Origin of the sequence: Herbiconiux ginsengi, assembly GCF_900107435.1 — a bacterium.
GTDB classification, from domain to species: domain Bacteria; phylum Actinomycetota; class Actinomycetes; order Actinomycetales; family Microbacteriaceae; genus Herbiconiux; species Herbiconiux ginsengi.
In genome coordinates, this window is the sequence record NZ_FNPZ01000004.1 from 365,623 (window position 1) to 384,515 (window position 18,893).

Sequence of the window (18,893 nt, forward strand, 5' to 3'; positions counted from 1 at the left end):
GCGGCACGAAGTGGTTCAGGCCCCTGCCGACGAACACGACAGCGATCAGGATGCGCAGAACGCCGACGATGACGTCGAGCGTCACAGAGTCCATGGCCTCATTCCGCCTGCACTACAGTTGAGAGGCTCCCACCAGACCAACCGAAGGACCCGATCCGTGTCGAAGCCGGTCGTGCTGATCGCCGAAGAACTGTCCCCTGCCACCGTCGACGCCCTCGGGCCCGACTTCGACGTGCGCAACGTCGACGGCACCGATCGCCCCGCTCTGCTGGCGGCGCTCGCCGACGCGAACGCGGTGCTCGTGCGCTCCGCCACGAAGGTCGACGCCGAGGCCATCGCCGCAGCGCCCAAGCTGCAGGTGGTCGCGCGTGCGGGCGTCGGGCTCGACAACGTCGACATCAAGGCGGCCACCACCGCCGGTGTCATGGTGGTGAACGCGCCCACCTCCAACATCATCTCGGCCGCCGAACTCACGGTCGGGCACATCCTGAGCCTGGCCCGGCACATCCCGGCCGCGCACGCCGCACTCGCGCAGGGACAGTGGAAGCGCTCCGCCTACACCGGCGTCGAGCTCTACGAGAAGACGGTCGGCATCATCGGCCTCGGCCGCATCGGCGCGCTCATCACCGCGCGCCTGCAGGCCTTCGGCGTGAACGTGATCGCCTACGACCCCTACGTCACGAGCGCCCGCGCGCAGCAGCTCGGCGTCACCCTGGTGACCCTCGACGAACTGCTCGAGCAGAGCGACTTCATCACCATCCACATGCCGAAGACGCCGGAGACCACCGGGATGATCTCCGATGAGCAGCTGGCGAAGATGAAGCCCACCGCGTTCATCGTGAACGTCGCCCGCGGCGGCCTGATCGACGAAGACGCGCTCTACCGCGCCCTGAGCTCGAACGTGATCGCCGGCGCCGGCCTCGACGTGTTCGTCTCCGAGCCCCCGAAGGAGTCGCCGCTGCTCGCGCTCCCGAACGTGATCGTCACCCCGCACCTCGGCGCCTCGACCGACGAGGCGCAGGAGAAGGCAGGAGTCTCGGTCGCCAAATCGGTGCGGCTGGCCCTTTCCGGTGAGCTGGTTCCGGACGCGGTCAACGTGGCCGGCGGGGTCATCGACCCTTACGTGCGCCCCGGCATCCCGCTGGTCGAGAAGCTCGGGCAGGTGTTCTCCGGCCTCGCCGAGAGCCCGCTCACGTCGATCGACGTCGTCGTCAAGGGCGAACTGGCCGACTATGACGTCAGCGTGCTGAAGCTCGCCGCCCTCAAGGGCGTGTTCACCAACGTCGTGAGCGAGACCGTCTCCTACGTGAACGCGCCGCTCCTGGCCGAGCAGCGCGGCGTGACCGTGCGCCTCATCACCGAGCCCGTCTCGGAGGAGTACCGCAACGTCATCACGCTCTCCGGCGCCCTGAGCGACGGCTCGCAGATCTCGGTCTCCGGCACCCTCACGGGCACGAAGCAGATCGAGAAGATCGTCGAGATCAACGGCTACGACGTCGAGGTGCCGTTCGCGAAGCACCTGATCGTCATGCTCTACACCGATCGTCCGGGCATCGTGGCGGTCTACGGCAAGGAGTTCGGCGAGGCATCCGTCAACATCGCCGGCATGCAGATCGCCCGCCACGAGGCCGGCGGCCAGGCGTTGAGCGTGCTCACCGTCGACTCCCCGGTGCCCGATGGTCTGCTCCAGAAGCTGCAAGGTGCGATCGAGGCCGACCTGATGCGCGAGATCGACATCACGGAAGAGTAGGCGAGGGTACCGCGCCGCTGGTTCCCGCGATGCGCCGCCCAGCGGGTGGCGCATCGCTCGTTGCCGGCGCCGCCGCTTCTGCGGCGCCGGGCGACATGTTCGCGTGAGGTCGCTGGCGCGGCCTCGTGCTCACCCTGGGTCGTCGAGTGCGGCCCGCGGCTTGCCGTCTCGGACAGAGGCGGGTGGGTTCTCGAAGTTTTTCTTCTCGGCTGTCGAATCCGGCGGCTAGCGTTCGTCGTAAGGATGTCGGTTGACACCTTCCGACGGAACCGAAGGAGAAGACATCATGACCAAGGAATACATCGTCCTCATCCGCGAACCCGAGTGGGACTCCTCAGCGGTGACCGAGGAGCAGTGGGCCGCCGCCATGCAGGAACACGGCGCGTTCGCCCAGGCCGTGGCCGCGGCCGGTGCGCAGATCCTGGGCGGCGACGCCCTCGAGTCCAGTGACCGAGCCGTGCGCATCACCCCGGCCCGTGACGGGGCGCCCGCCGTGTACACCGACGGCCCCTTCACGGAGACCAAGGAGATCATCTCCGGGTACTACAAGATCGCGGTCGAGAACGAGGCACAGGCCCGCGAGCTCGCCGCCCTCGTACCCACCGGCGGCTGGCTCGAGCTCTTCCCGGTGATGGAAACGAACGCGATGTGACCACCGGTGCACTGGAGGTCGCCTTCCGCGAGGAGTGGCCTCGCATCCTCGGGAGCGTGCTGCGCTTCACGGGCGACCTTCAGCTCGCCGAAGACGCGGTGCAGGAGGCATTCGCGCGGCTGGTGGTGTTGACGGCTACGGCGGCCACATCCGCACCGGGCGCATCGGGGCCGGATGCCGCCACATCCGCCATGCCGCGCAATCCTGCCTCGTGGATCACCACCACCGCGAAGCACGTCGCCGTCGACTGGATGCGCCGCGAGGCCGGCTTCGTGCGCAACTTCGGCCGTCTCGCCGCGGAGGCCGCCGATCGCGAGGCCGCGGCGGCCGAACAGGCGGGCGCCGATCCGTTCGGCGTGTCGATCGACGACGACCGGCTGCAACTGCTCTTCATGGCCTGCCACCCCGAGCTCGCCGAGGAGGCGCGCCTCGCCATCGCCCTGCGCGCCGTCTGCGGGGTGCCCACCGAGGAGATCGCCGAGCTCTTCCTGGTGAAGCAGGCCACCATGGCGGCGCGGCTGACGCGGGCGAAGAAACGCATCCAGTCGTCGGGCATCCGCCTCGAGCAGCCGGATGCCACGGAGCTCGCCGCCCGCACCGACGACGTGCTCGCCATCGTCTACCTCCTGTACACCGCCGGTCACACGGCCCTCGCGGGCGACGCCATCAGCAGTGCGGTCACCACCGAGAGCGCACTGTCGCTCGCGCGCTCGATGGTGCGGTTGCGACCACGCCACCTCGAAGCCCGAGGCCTCCTCGCTCTGCTGCTGCTCACGGAGGCCCGGGCCCACGGGCGAACGGATGCCGCGGGGGAGGTGGTCAGCCTGGAAGACGCCGATCGCTCCCTCTGGAACACCGCGATGATCCAGGAGGGTCTCGGCCAGGCCACGATCGCCCTCGCCGGCCGTGGCCGCTTCGCGCTGCAGGCCGGCATCTCGGGCCTGCACTCCCAGGCGCCCACCTGGGAGGCCACCGACTGGGTCTCGATCGTCTCCCTCTATGACGCCCTCGTCGCCTCCTGGCCGTCACCCGCCGCACGCCTGAACCGCCTGGTGGCCCGCAGTTTCCTCCCCGGCGCCGACCTCGGCGTCTCCCTGGGGGATCTCGACGAAATGACAGCCGACTCGACGCCCGGAGGCGCGGCCTTCGCTCGCCAGGTGTGGGCCGTGCGCGGCGATCTGTTGCGTCGTGCCGCCAGGCCGATCGAGGCGGCCCACGCCTACGACCGCGCGCTGGAGGGCGAGTCGAACGACGCCGTGCGTTCTTTCCTGGCCAGGCGGGTGCGAGAAGTCCAGGGGAAGCGGATCGGACCCTTCGGGGACAAGTAATCTTGATCCATGGCACGCACTCTCAAGCTCGCACTCATTCCCGGCGACGGGATCGGCCCCGAGGTCGTCACCGAGGCCGTGAAGGTGCTCGACGCCGTCACTGCGGGCAGCGATGTCGCGTTCGAGAAGACGCACTTCTCGCTCGGCGCCGCGCGGTTCCTCGAGACGGGCGATGTGCTGACCGACGACGACCTGGCGGCGATCAGCGGCCACGACGCGATCCTCCTCGGCGCGGTCGGGGGAGTGCCCGGCGACCCGCGACTCAAGAACGCCAACATCGAGCGCGGCCTGCTGCTGAAGCTCCGCTTCGCACTCGACCACTACGTGAACCTCCGCCCCACCACGATCTACCCCGGCGTGCCGAGCCCCCTGGCCTCGCACGGCGACGTCGACTTCGTCGTGGTGCGCGAGGGCACAGAGGGGCCCTACGTCGGCAACGGCGGCGCCATCCGCGTCGGCACGCCGCACGAGATCGCCAACGAGGTGTCGGTCAACACCGCCTACGGCGTGGAGCGCGTGGTGCGGTACGCCTTCGAGAAGGCGGCGAGCCGCCGCAAGAAGCTCACGCTCGTGCACAAGACGAACGTTCTCGTGTTCTCCGGCAGCCTGTGGCAGTCCACCGTCAACCGCGTGGCATCCGAATACCCCGAAATCGCCGTCGACTACCTCCATGTCGACGCCGCGACGATATTCTTCGTCACGGATCCTGCTAGATTCGACGTCATCGTCACGGACAACCTCTTCGGCGACATCCTCACCGACCTGGCCGGCGCAATCAGCGGCGGGATCGGATTGGCGGCCTCGGGCAACATCAACCCCGACGGCACGTATCCCTCGATGTTCGAACCGGTGCACGGCTCCGCTCCCGACATCGCCGGGCAGCAGAAGGCCGATCCCACGGCCGCGATCCTCTCGGTCGCTCTGCTGCTCGACCACCTCGGCCTCGCCGACCAGGCGGCCCGCGTGCGTGAGGCCGTCGTCGCCGACATCGCGGCGCGCGACGGATCGCCGCGCACGACGACGCAGATCGGCGACGCGATCGTCTCGGCGATCACCACGCCGGCCCTCGAGAACTCCCACTGACGACAGAACCGACGAAAGACGGACCATGACTCTCGCACCGACCTCCACCTTCCCCCTCCAGTTCGAGCTCACGCCCTCGCAGGATGCGCGCGCAGAGGCGGAACGCGAGGTCATCCTGGCCGACCCCGGATTCGGCAAGCACTTCACCGACCACATGGTGCAGATCGACTGGACGGTGACGGAGGGCTGGCACAACGCCAGCGTCATCCCCTACGGCCCACTGCTGCTCGACCCCTCGGCCGCCGTGCTGCACTACGCGCAGGAGATCTTCGAGGGTCTCAAGGCCTACCGCCACGCCGACGGCTCGATCTGGACCTTCCGGCCCGAGAAGAACGCCGAGCGCCTGCAGCGCTCCGCTCGCCGCCTCGCGCTGCCGGAGCTCGCGGTCGAGGATTTCGTGGAGTCGCTCAAGCAGCTCATCGCGGTCGACGGATCGTGGGTGCCGTCGGCCCCCGAGACGAGCCTCTACATCCGGCCGTTCATGATCGCGAACGAGTCGTTCCTCGGGGTGCGGCCCTCGCAGAAGGTCGGCTACTACGTGATCGCGAGCCCCGCGGGCGCCTACTTCTCGGGTGGCGTGGCTCCGGTCTCGATCTGGCTCTCGACCGAATACTCGCGGGCCGGCCGCGGCGGCACCGGTGCGGCCAAGTGCGGTGGCAACTACGCCGCCTCGCTGCTGCCCCAGCAGGAGGCTTACGAGCACGGCTGCGCGCAGGTGCTCTTCCTCGACGGCGAGACCGGCGAGCACGTCGACGAGCTCGGCGGCATGAACGTGTTCTTCGTGCACCAGGGTGGCAAGATCGTCACCCCGCGTCTGTCGGGCACCATCCTCGAGGGCATCACCCGCGACAGCATCATCCAGCTGGCACGGGATCGCGGACTCACCGTGGAGGAGCGCGACGTCACGATCGACGAGTGGCGCGACGGCGTGGCATCGGGTGACATCACCGAGGTCTTCGCCTGCGGAACCGCCGCGGTGATCACGCCCATCTCGGCCCTGAAGTCGCCCGACTTCACCATCGGCGATGAGAACGCACCTGCGGGAGAGCTCACCATGTCGCTCCGCCAAGAGCTCACCGACATCCAGTACGGCCGCCTCCCCGACCGCCACGGCTGGCTCACGAGGCTGGACGCCTGAGGCGCCGCGCATGAAGATCGCACGGTTCAGTCATGGGGGCGCCATCAACTTCGGGATCCTCGACGAGGCGGAGGGCGGAGGTACCGAGCTCGTCGTGTTGAACGGCGACCCGATGTTCGCCGGTTTCGACACCACGGGAGAACGCGTGCCGCTCGCGGATGCGACGCTGCTGGCCCCGGTCATTCCCCGCTCGAAGGTGGTGGCGGTGGGCAAGAACTACCAGGACCACGTGGCCGAGATGAACACCGGGGAGGCCCCGAAGGAGCCGCTGCTGTTCTTGAAGCCCAACACCTCGGTGATCGGTCCGGGCGATCGGATCGTGCGACCGCCCCAGTCGAACCGCGTGGATTTCGAGGGCGAACTGGCGATCGTGATCGGCAGCGTGGCGAAGAACGTGCCCGCGGCCGACGCGGCGAGCGTGATCTTCGGTTACACCGTCGCCAACGACGTCACCGCGCGCGACCTGCAGGCCTCCGACGGCCAGTGGGCGAGGGCCAAGGGCTTCGACACCTTCTGCCCGCTCGGCCCCGTGATCGAGACCGAGTTCGACCTCGCCTCGGCGACCGTCGAGACGCGGCTGAACGGGGTGCTGAAGCAGAGCGCACCGCTCAGCGACATGATCCATTCCGTGCCGACGATCGTGGCCTACGCGTCGGCTGCGTTCACCCTGCTGCCGGGCGACGTCATCCTCACCGGCACCCCGGCGGGCGTCGGACCCATGGAGGCGGGCGACACCGTCGAGATCGAGATCTCGGGCCTCGGAGTGCTCAGCAACCCCGTGTTCTGAGCCACGCGTTCGCCGATCCGTCAGTTCGTGTCGCTTTGGAGGTTCCAGAGCGACAACAAGTGACGGATCGACGCGGTATCAGGGGTTCTGCGTGAGGCCCGCGGCCGTGTCGAGGGCGTCGAGGGCACCGGCCAGTTGAGCGATCTGCTCGTCGGTGAGCTCCTCGAAGAGCTCGAGCACGTGCTGCGCCCGTTCGGTGCGGGCGCGCAGGATGGCTTCGGCACCGGCATCCGTCGACCCCACGAAGAACGACCGCCCGTCGTCGGGGTCGGCCGTGCGGGTGACCAGCTTCTTGGTCTCGAGGTCGGCGAGCAGACGGGTGATGGTGGGAGCGGCGACGCGCTCCACACGGGCCAGGTCGCCGGGGCGGATCGGGCCGCACCGCACGATGGTCGAGAGGGCCGAGATCTGACCCGGGGTGAGGGTGTCGCTGGTCGCCCGGATGCGCCGGTTCAAGCGCCCCACGGAGAGCGCGAGGCGGGCGGCGATTTCGGCACGGTCCAGGCTGGATTCATTCGTCATCGAGTTTGACTTTCGGTCACCGAGTGGGCGGGTTGCGACGAGTCTTTCACATGTACGTACTTCTTGCCCCGACTGAACCAGGCGATTGCCGCGATCACCGACAGGATGGCCGCCGCGTCGAACACGATGACGAGCCCTGATTGGTAGGGCACGATGCGGTCGGAATTGGTTAATGTATATAAACTAACAAGACGTCTACCGTGGTGCGTGGGCGCGCAAGGGAACGGGCGGAGGTCCGAGCGGCCGGCGCCGATGGCGTCGCCGGCGGGCTCGGACCTCCGCCCGTTTGCCGTGTCTCTGCGTGTCGGCCCCTAGGAGGAGCTCAGTCGGGCAGGCCGTCGTAGTCGGCGGGCCCGGCCAGCTGACCGCCGTCGACCGTGAGGTCGGCGCCGGTCACGAACCGCGATTCGTCGGAGGCGAGGTACAGCACGGCCTGTGCGATGTCCTCCGGCTCGCCGACGCGGCCGAGCGCGATGCCGCTGGTGTCGAAGACGACTCCTGCCGTCATGGGTGTTCTGATCTGTCCGGGGTGCACTGCGTTGACCCGGATCCCGTACGGGCCGAGTTCCAGCGCGACGGTCTTCGTGAGTCCGCGCACGCCCCATTTGGCCGTCACGTAGCCGGACATCCGGGGCACGCCCTGGAAGCCGCCGACCGATCCGATGTTGACGATCGAGCCGTGCCCGGCCGCCCGCATGCTCGGGGACACCGCCTGGATGCCGTTGAAGACGCCGATCAGGTTGACGTCGAGCATGCGCTGCAACCGTGTGACGTCCCACTCGTCAAGAGGCGCGGGATCGGCTATGCCGGCGTTGTTGACCAGGATGTCGACCGTGCCGAACCGACGCTCGGTGTGCTCGATCACCTCGGCCCAGGACTCGGGTGACCGGACGTCGAGGGTGGCGGCCTGCACGCGCGGGCCCAGTTCGTCGGCGAGTGACTGTGTGCTGGTGATGTCGACGTCTGCCGCGACGACATTCGCCCCCTCGGCTGCCAGGAGGCGGACCGTGGCTGCGCCCATGCCCTTGGCGCCGCCGGTGACCACGGCGGTTCGTCCTTCAACTCGTCGCATGACGCTTCCTTCCCTCGGTCGCTACTTCTGCAGCGTCAACTGGATCTCGATGGCGATCGCGATCGTGGTGCCGAGCGTCAGCCCACCCGCCTCGGTGGCGGCGTTCCAGTTCACCCCGAACTCGGTGCGGTCGATCGTGGTGGTCGCTTCGGCGCCGATCTTCACCTGACCGAGGCTGTCGGTGGCGATGCCCCCGAACTCCGTGGTCAGGGTCACAGGGCGAGTCACGCCCCGCAGAGTCAGGTCGCCGTCGATGAGCAGTCGGTCGCCGTCGGTCCGGTGGCCGGTGGAGCGGAAGTGCATCTGCGGAAACTCCTCGGCGGCGAAGAAGTCGCTCGTGCGGAGGTGTGCATCCCGTGCGGGCTGCGCGGTGTTCACGCTGGCGATCTCGATCGTCGCCTCGATCGTGGAGTCGGCGGGGTCCTCGGCTGTGACGAGGGTGACGTCGAATTCGTCGAACGTTCCTCGCACCTTGCTGATGGCGAGGTGGCGAACGCTGAAGGTGATCCGCGCGTGATCGCGATCGACCTTCCAGGTGCCGGGGACGTAGCCGGGGATGCTGGTGGCGGTGATGGTCATGAATGGGTGGCCCTTCTGTTCGCATTACTTGACATTTCAAGTAGAAGCCTGCCTGCCTTCTACTTGAAATGTCAAGTAGCCCAGCTCGAGAGGTCCTCAGCTTGAGTCGTCAAGCAATTCGGCCGATGATGGTGCCCATGGTCGATGACACCCCGTGGCTGGCGCCTGATGAAGCCGACGCCTGGATTCAGATGCTGGCGGTCGTCGAATTCCTGCCGACCGTGATCGACCAGCAGTTGAAGCGGGACTCCGGAGTGGGCCGCTTCGACTACTCGATCCTGGCCATGCTGTCGACGGCGGAGAACCGCACTCTCACCATGCTGGATCTCAGCGTGGTGACGTTCGGCTCCCTGTCCCGGTTGTCGCACACGGTGTCGCGGCTCTGTGAGCGCGGATTGGTGGAGCGCGAGCGGATCGGCGGGAACCGCTACATCTCGCTCACCGACGCGGGATGGAAGCTCCTGGTCGCCGCCGCACCAGGGCACGTCGTCGAGGTGCGCCGTCAGGTGTTCGACCACATCACGCCCGAGGATGCGCGCGAGCTGGCGCGCATCCTGAGACCCGTCGCCGATCACCTCCGGTCGTCGGCCCCGCGCTCCTAGACGCCCGCTCCCGTTCAGGCGAGCGGGCGCCCCTCGTCTCCCTGTTCCTCGGGGGACGGGATGGCTCGCTCGGCAATGAGGCGGCGAAGCCACAACGCACTGTCCTTCAGGATCCGCTCCTGGGTGTCGTAGTCGACGCGGATGATCCCGAAACGCTTGGAGTAGCCGTAGCCCCACTCGAAGTTGTCGAGGAGGCTCCACACCTGGTAGCCGCGCAGATCGACCCCCTGGGCGAGTGCGCGATGCGCGGCCGTGAAATGGCGCTGCAGATAGTCCACCCGCAACGGATCGTGCACCCTCGGTGCGCCGTCGATCCCGTCGAACGACACGACGTCTTCGAACGCCGCTCCGTTCTCGGTGATCATCAGAGGCTGCGACGGGAACTCCTCGTGCAGGGCCAGCAGGAGCTCGAGCAGTCCGGACGGGTCGATGTTCCACCCCATCGCCGTGTAGGGCCCTTCCTGCGGCAGGAATTCCACGTCGTCGGCGCCCGGCCACGGCGAGCCGCCGACGTCTTTGTGCCCGTCGGCCATCGATCGCGGGGAGACCCCGTCCCAGTGCCGCACGAGCGTGGTGGCGTAGTAGTTCACCCCCAGCACGTCGATCGGCTGGTTGATCGCGGCGAGGTCGCCTTCGAGAACGAACGACCAGTCGGTGATGGAGGCGGTGTCCTCGAACAGGTCGGCCGGGTAGGCGCCGTGCAGCAGCGGACCCGTGAACGCGCGGTTCGCGATGGCGTCGATCCGGCGCACCGCGTCGGCTCCGGACTCGCCCGACCCCGCTTCGGCGCGGAGAACGTGCAGGTTCAGGGTGATCGAGTACTGCGGGTCGTTGGTCACCACCTCGCGCAGTGCGGCGATCGCGAGCCCGTGCGCCAGGTTCAGGTGGTGCACGGCGCGCAGCGCCGCCTCCGGCGATGCGATCCCGGGAGCGTGCGCTCCAGAACCGTAGCCGAGATAGGCCGAGCACCACGGCTCGTTCAGCGTCGTCCAGACCGCGATGCGGTCGCCGAGCGCCTCGCCCACGACCCGAGCGTATTCGGCGAAGGCCAGCGCCGTCGAACGCACTGTCCAGCCGCCCTCGTCCTCGAGCGCCTGCGGCAGATCCCAGTGGTAGAGCGTGGCGATCGGCGTGATCCCGCGCGCGATCAGGCCGTCGACGAGCCGCGAGTAGAACGCGATCCCCTCGGGCAGGGCCGGTCCCCGGCCGGTGGGCTGGATGCGCGGCCAGGCGATCGAGAAGCGGTAGGACTCGAGACCCAGCTCCTGCATCAGGTCGAGATCGGCCTCCCAGCGGTGGTAATGGTCGTCGGCCACGTCGCCGGTGTCGCCGTTCCAGACTCTCCCGGGCGTGTGGCTGAAGGTGTCCCAGATCGACGGCCCTCGTCCGTCCTCGTCGACGGCTCCCTCGATCTGGTAGGCCGCGGTGGCGGAACCGATCACGAAACCGGGCGGGAACTTCAGACCCGTGTCACGGAAATCGTCGCGTCCCGTCGTCATCCCGGAAGCATCCTCCGCGCTCATGCGCCGGCCGCCGTGACCGAGAACTCGACGTCCGAGGCATCCGTCGTGACCTCGATGGAGCCGTCGCCGGCCCGCGCGACGTCGAAGACCACGGCTCGCCCGTCGGAGGGAGATGTCACCGTCACCGACGACGGCCCGCCGTCGCCCGGATAGGTCACGAACGACAGCGACTCGAAGTAGTCGTGATCGGGTCGATCGACCCGCGAGGTCATCGGCAGCACCGATCCGCCACGCACCCAGAGCGGAAGGCTGAAGACGTCGTGCGTCTCGCGTCGCCAGGTGCCCGCGGATTGAACGACGGTCTCTCCGGTGAGCAGCTGCGTCCACGTGCCGGCCGGCAGGTAGTAGTCCACCACTCCCGACGCCGAGAACACCGGCGCCACCAGGATCGACGATCCGATCATGTACTGCCGGTCGAGGTACCGCACGGCCGGATCGGCGGGGAACTCCAGCAGCATCGGGCGCATGAAGGGCACTCCGGAGGCGTGCGCTTCGAGACCCACCGAGTAGAGATAGGGCATCAGCGACAACTTCAGGGTGGAGAACCGGCGCGTCACCTCGACGGCCTCCTCGTCGAAGGCCCACGGCACCCGGTAGCTCGTGGAGCCGTGCAGTCGCGAGTGCGACGACAGCAGCCCGAACGCGACCCAGCGTTTGAACACCTCCGGATCGGGTGTGCCCTCGAATCCGCCGATGTCGTGGCTCCAGAAGCCGAATCCGCTCAGCGCGAGCGAGAGCCCGCCGCGAAGCGTCTCGGCCATCGACACGAACGACGAGGAGTTGTCGCCGCCCCAGTGCACGGGCATCCGCTGCCCGCCCGTCGTTGCCGAGCGGGCGAACAGCACTGCGGAGCCCACCCCGTTCTCCTCCTCGAGCACCTCGAACACGGCCTCGTTGTAGAGCTGGGTGTAGAGGTTGTGCATGGTCTCGGGCGACGAGCCGTCGTGCCACACCACGTCGAGCGGCACGCGCTCGCCGAAGTCGGTCTTGATGGCGTCGACGCCCTGCCGCACGAGGGTGCGCACCTTCTCCTGGAACCAGCTGCGCGCCTCCGGGTTGGTGAAGTCGACCAGACCCATCCCGGCCTGCCAGAAGTCCCATTGCCACACCGTGCCGTCGGGGCGCTTCACGAGGTAGCCCGCGGCGGCGCCCTCGGCGAAGAGGGCCGAGCGCTGGGCGATGTAGGGGTTCAGCCATGCCGACACGCGCAGCGAGCGCTCGTGCAGGCGGGCGAGCATCCCCTCCGGGTCGGGGAAGGTGCGGGCGTCCCAGTCGAAGTCGGTCCAGTTGAACTCGCGCATCCAGAAGCAGTCGAAGTGGAACACCGACAGGGGCAGCTCGCGCTCCTTCATGCCGTCGATGAAGCTCGTGACGGTGGCCTCGTCGTAGTCGGTGGTGAACGAGGTCGAGAGCCACAGACCGTACGACCAGGCGGGCACGCGCGCGGGCCGGCCGGTCAGCGCGGTGTATCGCGACAGCACGTCCTTCGGGGTGGGCCCGTCGATCACGAAGTACTCCAACGACTCGCCGGCGGTCGAGAACTGCACCCGCTCGACGGCCTCTGAGCCCACCTCGAACGACACGTGCTCGGGATGATTCACGAGCACGCCGTAGCCCTCCGAGGAGAGGTAGAACGGCACGTTCTTGTACGATTGCTCGCTCGACGTGCCGCCGTCGGCATTCCAGGAGTCGACGGTCTGCCCGTTCTTCACCACCGGGCCGAAGCGCTCTCCGAGCCCGTAGATGGTCTCGCCGACACCCAGGTCGAGCTGCTCGTGCACGTAATGGGCGGATGATGCGAGCCCTGTAGCGGTGACGCCCGCGATGCCGGCCGGTTCCGCTGCCACCGGGGCCCCGGGCGCGAGGGTGATGTAGCCGACGGACTTGTGGCCGCTCGCCGTGAGCGCGCGGGTCTGACCGTCGTCGTTCGTGGAGTGGAAGCTCAGCGACCAGGGCGCCCCGGTCGCGATACGAGCGGTGAGCGAGCCGGTGGTGAGGGTGCCGGCATCGCCGTCGACCTGCGCCGCGCCGACTCCCGGTTCGGCGCCGACCAGCTCGAAGCCGGGGGAGGGCCGCGCTCCCTGGAAGTGCTCGATCCGCACCCGCACCACGCCCTCGAGCGGCGACGAGAGCGTCACCGTCAGCAACGGCCGGTTGAGCACATCGCCCCGCGACTCGATGCGCTTCGTGGGGGCGGATACGACGAGGCTGCCGCCGCGTGCTTCGATGTCGTAGGCCTCCTGGGCGTAGACAGCGGAGACTCCGGGTCGGACGTGCCAGAAGCCGTCGGTGAACTTCATTGAATTCCTTCGTATCGGTCGGGGTCAGCAGGCGTCACTTCACCGCGCCGGCCGTGATGCCGCGGGTGAGGGTGCGCTGGAAGATGAGGAAGAACACCAGAGTCGGGATGAGGCCGAGAAGTGCCGAGGCGCTGGTGGTCGTGACATCCATCAGACGATCGCCCTGAAGCACGCTGATGGCCACGGGCACGGTCTGGTTGTCGTTCGACACCAGGAACGTCAGCGGAATGAGGAACTCGTTCCAGGTCCAGATGAAGAAGAAGATCAGCAGCACCGACAGCGTGGGCCGCGAGATGGGCACGATCACGCGCCACAGGGTCTTCCATCGCCCGGCGCCGTCGAGAGCGGCTGCCTCGAGGACCTCCTTGGGGAAGGTTCCGAACACGCTCGACAGCAGGTAGGTGCCGAAGGCGCTCTGGATGACGGTGAAGATGATGATGACGCTCCACACGTTGTCGTAGAGGCCCACCTGCTTGAACATGTAGTACAGCGGGTAGAGCAGCGCCTCTTGGGGCAGCAGGTTCGCGAGCAGGAACAGCACGATGATCGAGGTGCGGGCGCGCACGCGGCCGATGCCGATCGCGAAGGCGTTCAGCACGGAGACGAGCACCGCGAGCACCGAGACGACACCGGAGATGAAGATGCTGTTCCACAACTTCTGGGGAAAGTCGACGCGCTCCCAGAAGCGCACGATGCCGTCGAAGTAGAGCTGCGTGGGGAGCTGCAGCGGGCCGGTGGCCGCGTAGTCCTGGGGCGACTTGAACGAGTTGATCAGGATGAGGATGAACGGGAACGCGATCAGAACGGCGACCACGACGGCGGCGACGAGCAGCACCCAGTCGGTGATGGTGCGCGGGCGTTTGCCGTTCCGGTGGCGCCTGGTGGGAGCGATCTTCGCCGGGGTGGACGGGCGGGCGGGAGCAGTCGTGGCGGTCACAGGCCGGCCCTCTCCTTCTCTTCTCCGCGCAGTTGCGCACGGATGAATGCGATGGCGACGATCGCGATGATGACGGTGAGCGCCGTGGCGATGGTGGCGCCGTAGCCCACCTGCTGGGATTGGAAGAACTCGCTGTATGCGTAGTACGCGGGCACCAGGGTGGACGTGCCGGGGCCGCCCCCGGTGAGCACGTAGATCGGTCCGAAGACCTTCAGCGCGGCGATGGTGCAGGTGAGGGCCACCACGTAGATCTCGGGGCGGATGATGCTGACCGTGATGGAGCGGAACCGCTGCAGCCAGTTGGCGCCATCGAGCTCGGCGGCTTCGTAGAGTTCGGGGTCGACGCGTTGCAGAGCCGCCATGAAGATGACGATGGGGTAGCCGATCTGCACCCAGACCATCACCATCATGATGCTGGCGAGCGCGGTGTCGGGGCTGCCCAGCCAGTTGTGGGCGAGCGCGCCGAGGCCGATGGACTCGAGGATCTGGTTGAGCGCCCCGTCGTCGCCCGGCCGGAGGATCCAGCCGATCACGATACCGGCCACGGCCACGGGCAGGATCTGCGGGAGGTAGTAGGTGGCTCGCAGGAAGCTGGCCAGACGGCCGCCGAACTTGCGGCCGATCAGGTCGAACAGCAGGGCCGCCAACAGCAGCCCCAGCAGGGTGGGCACGATCACCATCGCGATGATCATCGCGATGGAGTTGCGGAACGAGGCCCAGAAGGCCGCGTCGCCGAACAGTTCGATCCAGTTGTCGAGGCCGATGAACTCGGGCGGCTTGATGCCGCGCCATTCGGTGAAGCTGAGGTACACGTTCCACCCCAGTGGAATGAGCACGATCACCGTCAGCAGCACGAAGCCGGGCAGGAGGTAGAGCCAGTACGCGCCGCGGCCGCGGCCGCCCCGGCTCGGGATGAGGGGCTCATCCGGAGTCAGGGCGGCCTTGGCGGGGCGCTTCGCCGGGCGGACGAAGGGCACGGAGGTTGCCATGAGTGACTTTCGGTCTTCTCGGTGTTCTCTGACTACTTGCGGAAGTCGTCGACGTACGAGTCGTAGTCGTCGCCGAGCGTGGTGAGCACGGTGGAGGTGTCCTCCGTGCCGTTGATGAGGTTCTGCAGCTCGCCGTTCAGCTCGTCGTAGAACGTGGGCGTGGGCCAGTCGGGGTAGAAGGCCAGGCCGTCACGCTCGTTGATGGTGTTGAACTGGTCGATGAGCTCCTTGCTCTTCTCATCGGTGATGTCGGCGATGTCGGCCGCCACCGGCAGGCCGCCGTTGTTGCCGAGGATGGCCTGGATCTCGGGACGCATCGTGATGTCGATGAACTTGTAGGCCAGATCGGGGTTCTTGGCGCTGGCCGGAACCACCCACATGTTGCCCGCCGAGCCGAGGTTCAGCTCCGACTCGGGGAACTCGAAGATGCCCCAGTCGAAGTCGGTGATGTCGGTGGTGAAGCGGCCGTACCACCAGCTGCCCGACACGAACATCGGCGCCTGACCGTTGATGAACTGCAAGCCGGCGTCTTCGGCCTTGAGGCCAGACGCGTCTTGCGAGATGTAGCCCTTGTCGACGTAGTCCTTCACGGTGTCGGTGGCGTAGGTGAGCGCTTCGCCCTGCCAGTCGACGGGATTCGTGTAGAGCTGGTAGTCGTCGACCCAGTCGCGGTCGGCCTGGCTGAGCGCGAGCTGGTACCAGAGCTGCCCGAGCGGATACTCCTGCGCGGCCTCGGCCAGCGGCGTGGTGCCGGCGTCCTTGAACTTCTGCAGGTCGGCCTCGAACTCGGCGTAGGTCGTGGGCGGTTCGATGCCCTGGGCGGCGAAGGCGTCCTTGTTGTAATACACGGTGACGAACTCGCCGTAGTTGGGCACCCCGTACCAGGGACCCGATCCCATCACGCCTTCGTCGTCGTAACGAGCGGTGGTCTGCAGCGCCGGGGCGAGCTTGTCGTCCCACCCGTACTGCTCCACCGCATCCGTGATGTCGGTGAGCAGCCCCTGGCTGGCGAGCAGCCCGGCGGTGCCGTTGCCCTTGGCGTATTCGAGGATGTCAGGGGCTTCGTTGGAGTTCAGCACCTGGCTGGCCGTGGAGCGGATCTGCTCGAAACCCTTCTCCTCGAACTTCACCGTGGCGCCCGTCTCCTCTTCGAAGACCTTGATCGCCTCGTCCCAGGCTTTGCCCATGGCGCTGTCGGCACCCTCGTAGTGCCAGAGGGTGAGGGTCTTGTCGTCGGCCGAGTCGTTCGAACTGCCGGAGCAGCCGGCCAGCACGCCGGTCGCGGCGACGAGTGCCGTGATGCCGGTGAGTATGCGGGTGCGTCGTTTCACTGTCTACCTCCTTGTAGTGAGCAGGATGCTCGTGCTTCTGGTGTGTGTTTGTCGTGGTGGTGCGGGTGGTGCGGTCTCGGGCCGTTCGTCGAAGCGCTTCGATATTGCGCTTCCTCGCTCGGCGGTCGGATGGGCTGGGGCCGGCCGCGGCCGGACATCGGCGGCGGGCTCAGGTGACCGAGGCGGTCGAGCCTTTTGCGATGTATGCGGGCGGAACGAGCTCGACGACGGGTTCGGAATATCCGCCGAGCTGGTTCATGGTCAACTCGACCCCCCGTCGCCCGGTGATGAGGGCGGGCAGGGGGATGACGTCGAGCGGGGGGTCGAGCTGGTCGGTCGGAAAGCTGGAGCAGGCCGACAGCACCGACATGTCCTGGGGGATGCTCGCGCCGTCTTGTCTCAGCAGCTCGAGCGCCATGGTGTGCACCGGTTCGTTGCAGTTCAGCACGATGGCTGACAGTCCGGGGAGCTCGCGGCGCAACTCCTCGAGAGCGACGCGCACACTCACGGGCTCCTGTTCGGGCATCACGAAATGTGTGCCGACCCCGAACTCCGCGGCGGCGGCGGCGAAAGCGTCGCGGAAGCGGATGGGGAAGTTCGAGCCGCGCGCGTAGAGCTCCTCGGGGTGACCGATCAGGCCGATCTGCCGGTGGCCCTGGGCGGCGAGCCGCTCGACGGAGAGTCGTGCGGCCGCTTCGAAGTCGAGGTCGACGCAGGTGAGCCCCGTGGTGTCGGCCGGGATGCCCACCAGCGTGACGGGGATGTCGAGCTCGCGCACGAGCGGCACCCGGCTGTCGTCGCGGTCGACGTCGAGCAGCACGATCCCGTCGACGAGCTTGGAGGAGACCATGCGGCGCAGGCCGTTGACCGCCTCGTCCTGCACCAGCAGAACGGTGTCGTAGTCGAACTCGCGCGCCGCCTCCGCGATGGCCAGCACGAAGGTCATGTGTGCCGGTGCGTAGGTGTCCGCATGCAGCGGAGCACTCAGGGCGAGCAGGTTCGTGCGGCTGCCGGCGAGCATCCGGGCGCCCGCGTTGGGCCGGTAACCGAGTTGCGCGACGGCGGCATCGATGCGATCCCTGGTCGCGGCGCCGATGGCCCGCTTGCCGCTGAGAGCGTAGGAGACTGTGGAGATCGACACTCCGGCCGCACGGGCGACGTCGTGAATGGTCGCCATCTCCTCCTCCTTCGGCCGGGTCGTGGTAATCGTCGAAGCGCTTCGCGGAAACGCTTCGACACACGATAGACAGATATCCGCGGGCAGGTCAACCCTCATCGCGAATTCGACCTGCGGGGCGCGATGCCATGTGCCGGACTACTTGTCTTTTCATGTAGTACGCAATATATTGCGTACTACATGCTTCAGCAAACAAGGGAGAAATCATGACCGCAAACGCATTCGCGCCCGAAGCCGCCAAGCCCACCGTGGTGCTCGTGCATGGAGCCTTCGCCGAGTCCTCGAGCTGGAACGGCGTCGTCAGCCGCCTGCAGAGCCAGGATCTGGCGGTTCTCGCGATCGCGAATCCCCTTCGCGGGCTGGCGCAGGATGCGGAGTACCTGCGCAGCATCATCGACCGCATCGACGGCCCGGTCATCGTGGCCGGACACTCGTACGGCGGGTCGGTGGCCAGTGAGGCCACCGAGGGTGCCGACAACGTGCGCGGACTCGTGTTCATCGCCAGCTTCATCCTGGAACCGGGCGAGAGCACGGGAGAGCTCGCGGGCAAGTTCCCCGGTGGCGAGCTCGGTCCGGCTCTCCGGCCGATCCCTTACTCGGCCGGCGCCAACAGTGGCGACGATCTCTACATCGAGCAGGATCGGTTCCGGGCCGTCTTCGCGGCCGACGTGCCCGAGGACACCGCAGCTCTGATGGCGGCCACCCAGCGCCCGATCGCGGCGGCGGCCCTCGACGACAAGGCCACCAAGGCCGGCTGGAAGAACATTCCGTCGTGGACGCTGGTCACCCGTCAGGATCTCGCCGTCCCCGCCGAATCCCAGCGGTTCATGGCCGACCGTGCGCACTCGAGCGCCGTGGAGATCGACGCCTCGCACGCCGTGACGGTGTCGGCGGCCGCCGACGTCGCCGACCTCATCCTCGAGGCGGTTCGCGGAACCGGTCGATGACCGCGGGCCGGCCGAATCGATGACAGGCGTTGTTCGCCGCAGGATGCACGCGGCGCCGACCTCCTTCACGAGGCGTCCGTCGCAAGGGGCGGGCGATGACTGTCAGTCACCCGGGCGGGCTGGCCGCCGAGATGCGCGTACGAGAACCTTTTGTGCGCCCGAAGGGAACTTGGCAT

17 protein-coding genes are annotated in these 18,893 nt (G+C 67.7%); 8 read left to right on the plus strand and 9 right to left on the minus strand.

Annotated features, from left to right (window positions below; genetic code table 11):
- The first annotated feature begins 157 nt into the window (after positions 1-157).
- From serA to BLW00_RS18090, 6 genes are all read left to right on the plus strand, one after another.
- Positions 158-1,750: a phosphoglycerate dehydrogenase gene (gene serA, locus BLW00_RS18065; RefSeq protein WP_092556791.1), complete on the plus strand. Its 1,593-nt coding sequence runs from the start codon at positions 158-160 to the stop codon at positions 1,748-1,750.
- Positions 1,751-2,036: 286 nt separating this feature from the next.
- Positions 2,037-2,402: a YciI family protein gene (locus BLW00_RS18070; protein ID WP_092556793.1), complete on the plus strand. Its 366-nt coding sequence runs from the start codon at positions 2,037-2,039 to the stop codon at positions 2,400-2,402.
- Positions 2,399-3,730 carry an RNA polymerase sigma factor gene (locus tag BLW00_RS18075; RefSeq protein WP_092556795.1) on the plus strand — a complete coding sequence of 444 codons (1,332 nt, stop codon included), beginning with the start codon at positions 2,399-2,401 and terminating at the stop codon, positions 3,728-3,730. Before BLW00_RS18070 ends, BLW00_RS18075 begins: the two co-directional genes overlap by 4 nt.
- A gap of 9 nt (positions 3,731-3,739) precedes the next feature.
- Positions 3,740-4,813 (plus strand): 3-isopropylmalate dehydrogenase, encoded by a 1,074-nt coding sequence (locus BLW00_RS18080; protein ID WP_092556797.1) that lies wholly within the window; start codon positions 3,740-3,742, stop codon positions 4,811-4,813.
- 25 nt (positions 4,814-4,838) lie between these two features.
- The gene (locus BLW00_RS18085) at positions 4,839-5,951 is read left to right on the plus strand and encodes a branched-chain amino acid aminotransferase (RefSeq protein WP_092556799.1); all 1,113 of its coding nucleotides are present in this window, start codon (positions 4,839-4,841) and stop codon (positions 5,949-5,951) included.
- 10 nt (positions 5,952-5,961) lie between these two features.
- Complete coding sequence (locus BLW00_RS18090; RefSeq protein ID WP_092556801.1) at positions 5,962-6,738, plus strand: fumarylacetoacetate hydrolase family protein; 777 nt, start codon at positions 5,962-5,964, stop codon at positions 6,736-6,738.
- A gap of 78 nt (positions 6,739-6,816) precedes the next feature.
- Here BLW00_RS18090 and BLW00_RS18095 read toward each other — a convergent pair whose 3' ends face one another.
- From BLW00_RS18095 to BLW00_RS18105, 3 genes are all read right to left on the minus strand, one after another.
- Positions 6,817-7,260, minus strand: coding sequence for a MarR family winged helix-turn-helix transcriptional regulator (locus tag BLW00_RS18095; RefSeq protein WP_092556803.1), 444 nt, complete (start codon positions 7,258-7,260; stop codon positions 6,817-6,819).
- A 322-nt stretch (positions 7,261-7,582) separates the two neighbouring features.
- Positions 7,583-8,332 carry an SDR family NAD(P)-dependent oxidoreductase gene (locus tag BLW00_RS18100; RefSeq protein ID WP_092556805.1) on the minus strand — a complete coding sequence of 250 codons (750 nt, stop codon included), beginning with the start codon at positions 8,330-8,332 and terminating at the stop codon, positions 7,583-7,585.
- A gap of 21 nt (positions 8,333-8,353) precedes the next feature.
- Complete coding sequence (locus tag BLW00_RS18105; protein WP_175494363.1) at positions 8,354-8,911, minus strand: YceI family protein; 558 nt, start codon at positions 8,909-8,911, stop codon at positions 8,354-8,356.
- Positions 8,912-9,048: 137 nt separating this feature from the next.
- On the opposite strand from BLW00_RS18105, the gene BLW00_RS18110 reads away from it, so the two are divergent.
- The gene (locus BLW00_RS18110) at positions 9,049-9,513 is read left to right on the plus strand and encodes a MarR family winged helix-turn-helix transcriptional regulator (RefSeq protein WP_092556807.1); all 465 of its coding nucleotides are present in this window, start codon (positions 9,049-9,051) and stop codon (positions 9,511-9,513) included.
- A gap of 14 nt (positions 9,514-9,527) precedes the next feature.
- Here the strand turns inward: BLW00_RS18110 and BLW00_RS18115 are convergent, their stop codons facing one another.
- The 6 genes from BLW00_RS18115 to BLW00_RS18140 all read right to left on the minus strand — a co-directional run bounded on the left by BLW00_RS18115 (position 9,528) and on the right by BLW00_RS18140 (position 17,770).
- Positions 9,528-11,012, minus strand: coding sequence for a GH1 family beta-glucosidase (locus BLW00_RS18115; protein WP_092556809.1), 1,485 nt, complete (start codon positions 11,010-11,012; stop codon positions 9,528-9,530).
- A gap of 20 nt (positions 11,013-11,032) precedes the next feature.
- A complete protein-coding gene (yicI, locus tag BLW00_RS18120; protein ID WP_092556811.1) occupies positions 11,033-13,336 on the minus strand; it encodes an alpha-xylosidase in 2,304 nt (767 codons plus the stop codon).
- A 34-nt stretch (positions 13,337-13,370) separates the two neighbouring features.
- Positions 13,371-14,273 carry a carbohydrate ABC transporter permease gene (locus tag BLW00_RS18125; protein WP_407650978.1) on the minus strand — a complete coding sequence of 301 codons (903 nt, stop codon included), beginning with the start codon at positions 14,271-14,273 and terminating at the stop codon, positions 13,371-13,373.
- Positions 14,270-15,262, minus strand: coding sequence for a carbohydrate ABC transporter permease (locus tag BLW00_RS18130; protein WP_092556813.1), 993 nt, complete (start codon positions 15,260-15,262; stop codon positions 14,270-14,272). The genes BLW00_RS18125 and BLW00_RS18130 overlap by 4 nt, the downstream gene beginning before the upstream one ends.
- A 32-nt stretch (positions 15,263-15,294) precedes the next feature.
- Positions 15,295-16,593, minus strand: coding sequence for an ABC transporter substrate-binding protein (locus BLW00_RS18135; protein ID WP_245741667.1), 1,299 nt, complete (start codon positions 16,591-16,593; stop codon positions 15,295-15,297).
- A gap of 169 nt (positions 16,594-16,762) precedes the next feature.
- Positions 16,763-17,770 carry a LacI family DNA-binding transcriptional regulator gene (locus BLW00_RS18140; protein ID WP_175494364.1) on the minus strand — a complete coding sequence of 336 codons (1,008 nt, stop codon included), beginning with the start codon at positions 17,768-17,770 and terminating at the stop codon, positions 16,763-16,765.
- 206 nt (positions 17,771-17,976) lie between these two features.
- On the opposite strand from BLW00_RS18140, the gene BLW00_RS18145 reads away from it, so the two are divergent.
- On the plus strand, positions 17,977-18,717 hold the full coding sequence (locus tag BLW00_RS18145; protein WP_092556817.1) for an alpha/beta fold hydrolase: 741 nt from the start codon (positions 17,977-17,979) through the stop codon (positions 18,715-18,717).
- Positions 18,718-18,893 lie beyond the last annotated feature (176 nt).

What these genes read in the sequence shown, in the direction of transcription:
- BLW00_RS18070 (WP_092556793.1), top strand. Translation starts at nt 2,037, where the DNA reads ATGACCAAGGAATACATCGTCCTCATCCGCGAACCCGAGTGGGACTCC.
- BLW00_RS18080 (WP_092556797.1), top strand. Translation starts at nt 3,740, where the DNA reads ATGGCACGCACTCTCAAGCTCGCACTCATTCCCGGCGACGGGATCGGC.
- BLW00_RS18085 (WP_092556799.1), top strand. Translation starts at nt 4,839, where the DNA reads ATGACTCTCGCACCGACCTCCACCTTCCCCCTCCAGTTCGAGCTCACG.
- BLW00_RS18090 (WP_092556801.1), top strand. Translation starts at nt 5,962, where the DNA reads ATGAAGATCGCACGGTTCAGTCATGGGGGCGCCATCAACTTCGGGATC.
- BLW00_RS18095 (WP_092556803.1), bottom strand. Translation starts at nt 7,260, where the DNA reads ATGACGAATGAATCCAGCCTGGACCGTGCCGAAATCGCCGCCCGCCTC.
- BLW00_RS18100 (WP_092556805.1), bottom strand. Translation starts at nt 8,332, where the DNA reads ATGCGACGAGTTGAAGGACGAACCGCCGTGGTCACCGGCGGCGCCAAG.
- BLW00_RS18105 (WP_175494363.1), bottom strand. Translation starts at nt 8,911, where the DNA reads ATGACCATCACCGCCACCAGCATCCCCGGCTACGTCCCCGGCACCTGG.
- BLW00_RS18110 (WP_092556807.1), top strand. Translation starts at nt 9,049, where the DNA reads ATGGTCGATGACACCCCGTGGCTGGCGCCTGATGAAGCCGACGCCTGG.
- BLW00_RS18115 (WP_092556809.1), bottom strand. Translation starts at nt 11,012, where the DNA reads ATGACGACGGGACGCGACGATTTCCGTGACACGGGTCTGAAGTTCCCG.
- yicI (WP_092556811.1), bottom strand. Translation starts at nt 13,336, where the DNA reads ATGAAGTTCACCGACGGCTTCTGGCACGTCCGACCCGGAGTCTCCGCT.
- BLW00_RS18130 (WP_092556813.1), bottom strand. Translation starts at nt 15,262, where the DNA reads ATGGCAACCTCCGTGCCCTTCGTCCGCCCGGCGAAGCGCCCCGCCAAG.
- BLW00_RS18140 (WP_175494364.1), bottom strand. Translation starts at nt 17,770, where the DNA reads ATGGCGACCATTCACGACGTCGCCCGTGCGGCCGGAGTGTCGATCTCC.
- BLW00_RS18145 (WP_092556817.1), top strand. Translation starts at nt 17,977, where the DNA reads ATGACCGCAAACGCATTCGCGCCCGAAGCCGCCAAGCCCACCGTGGTG.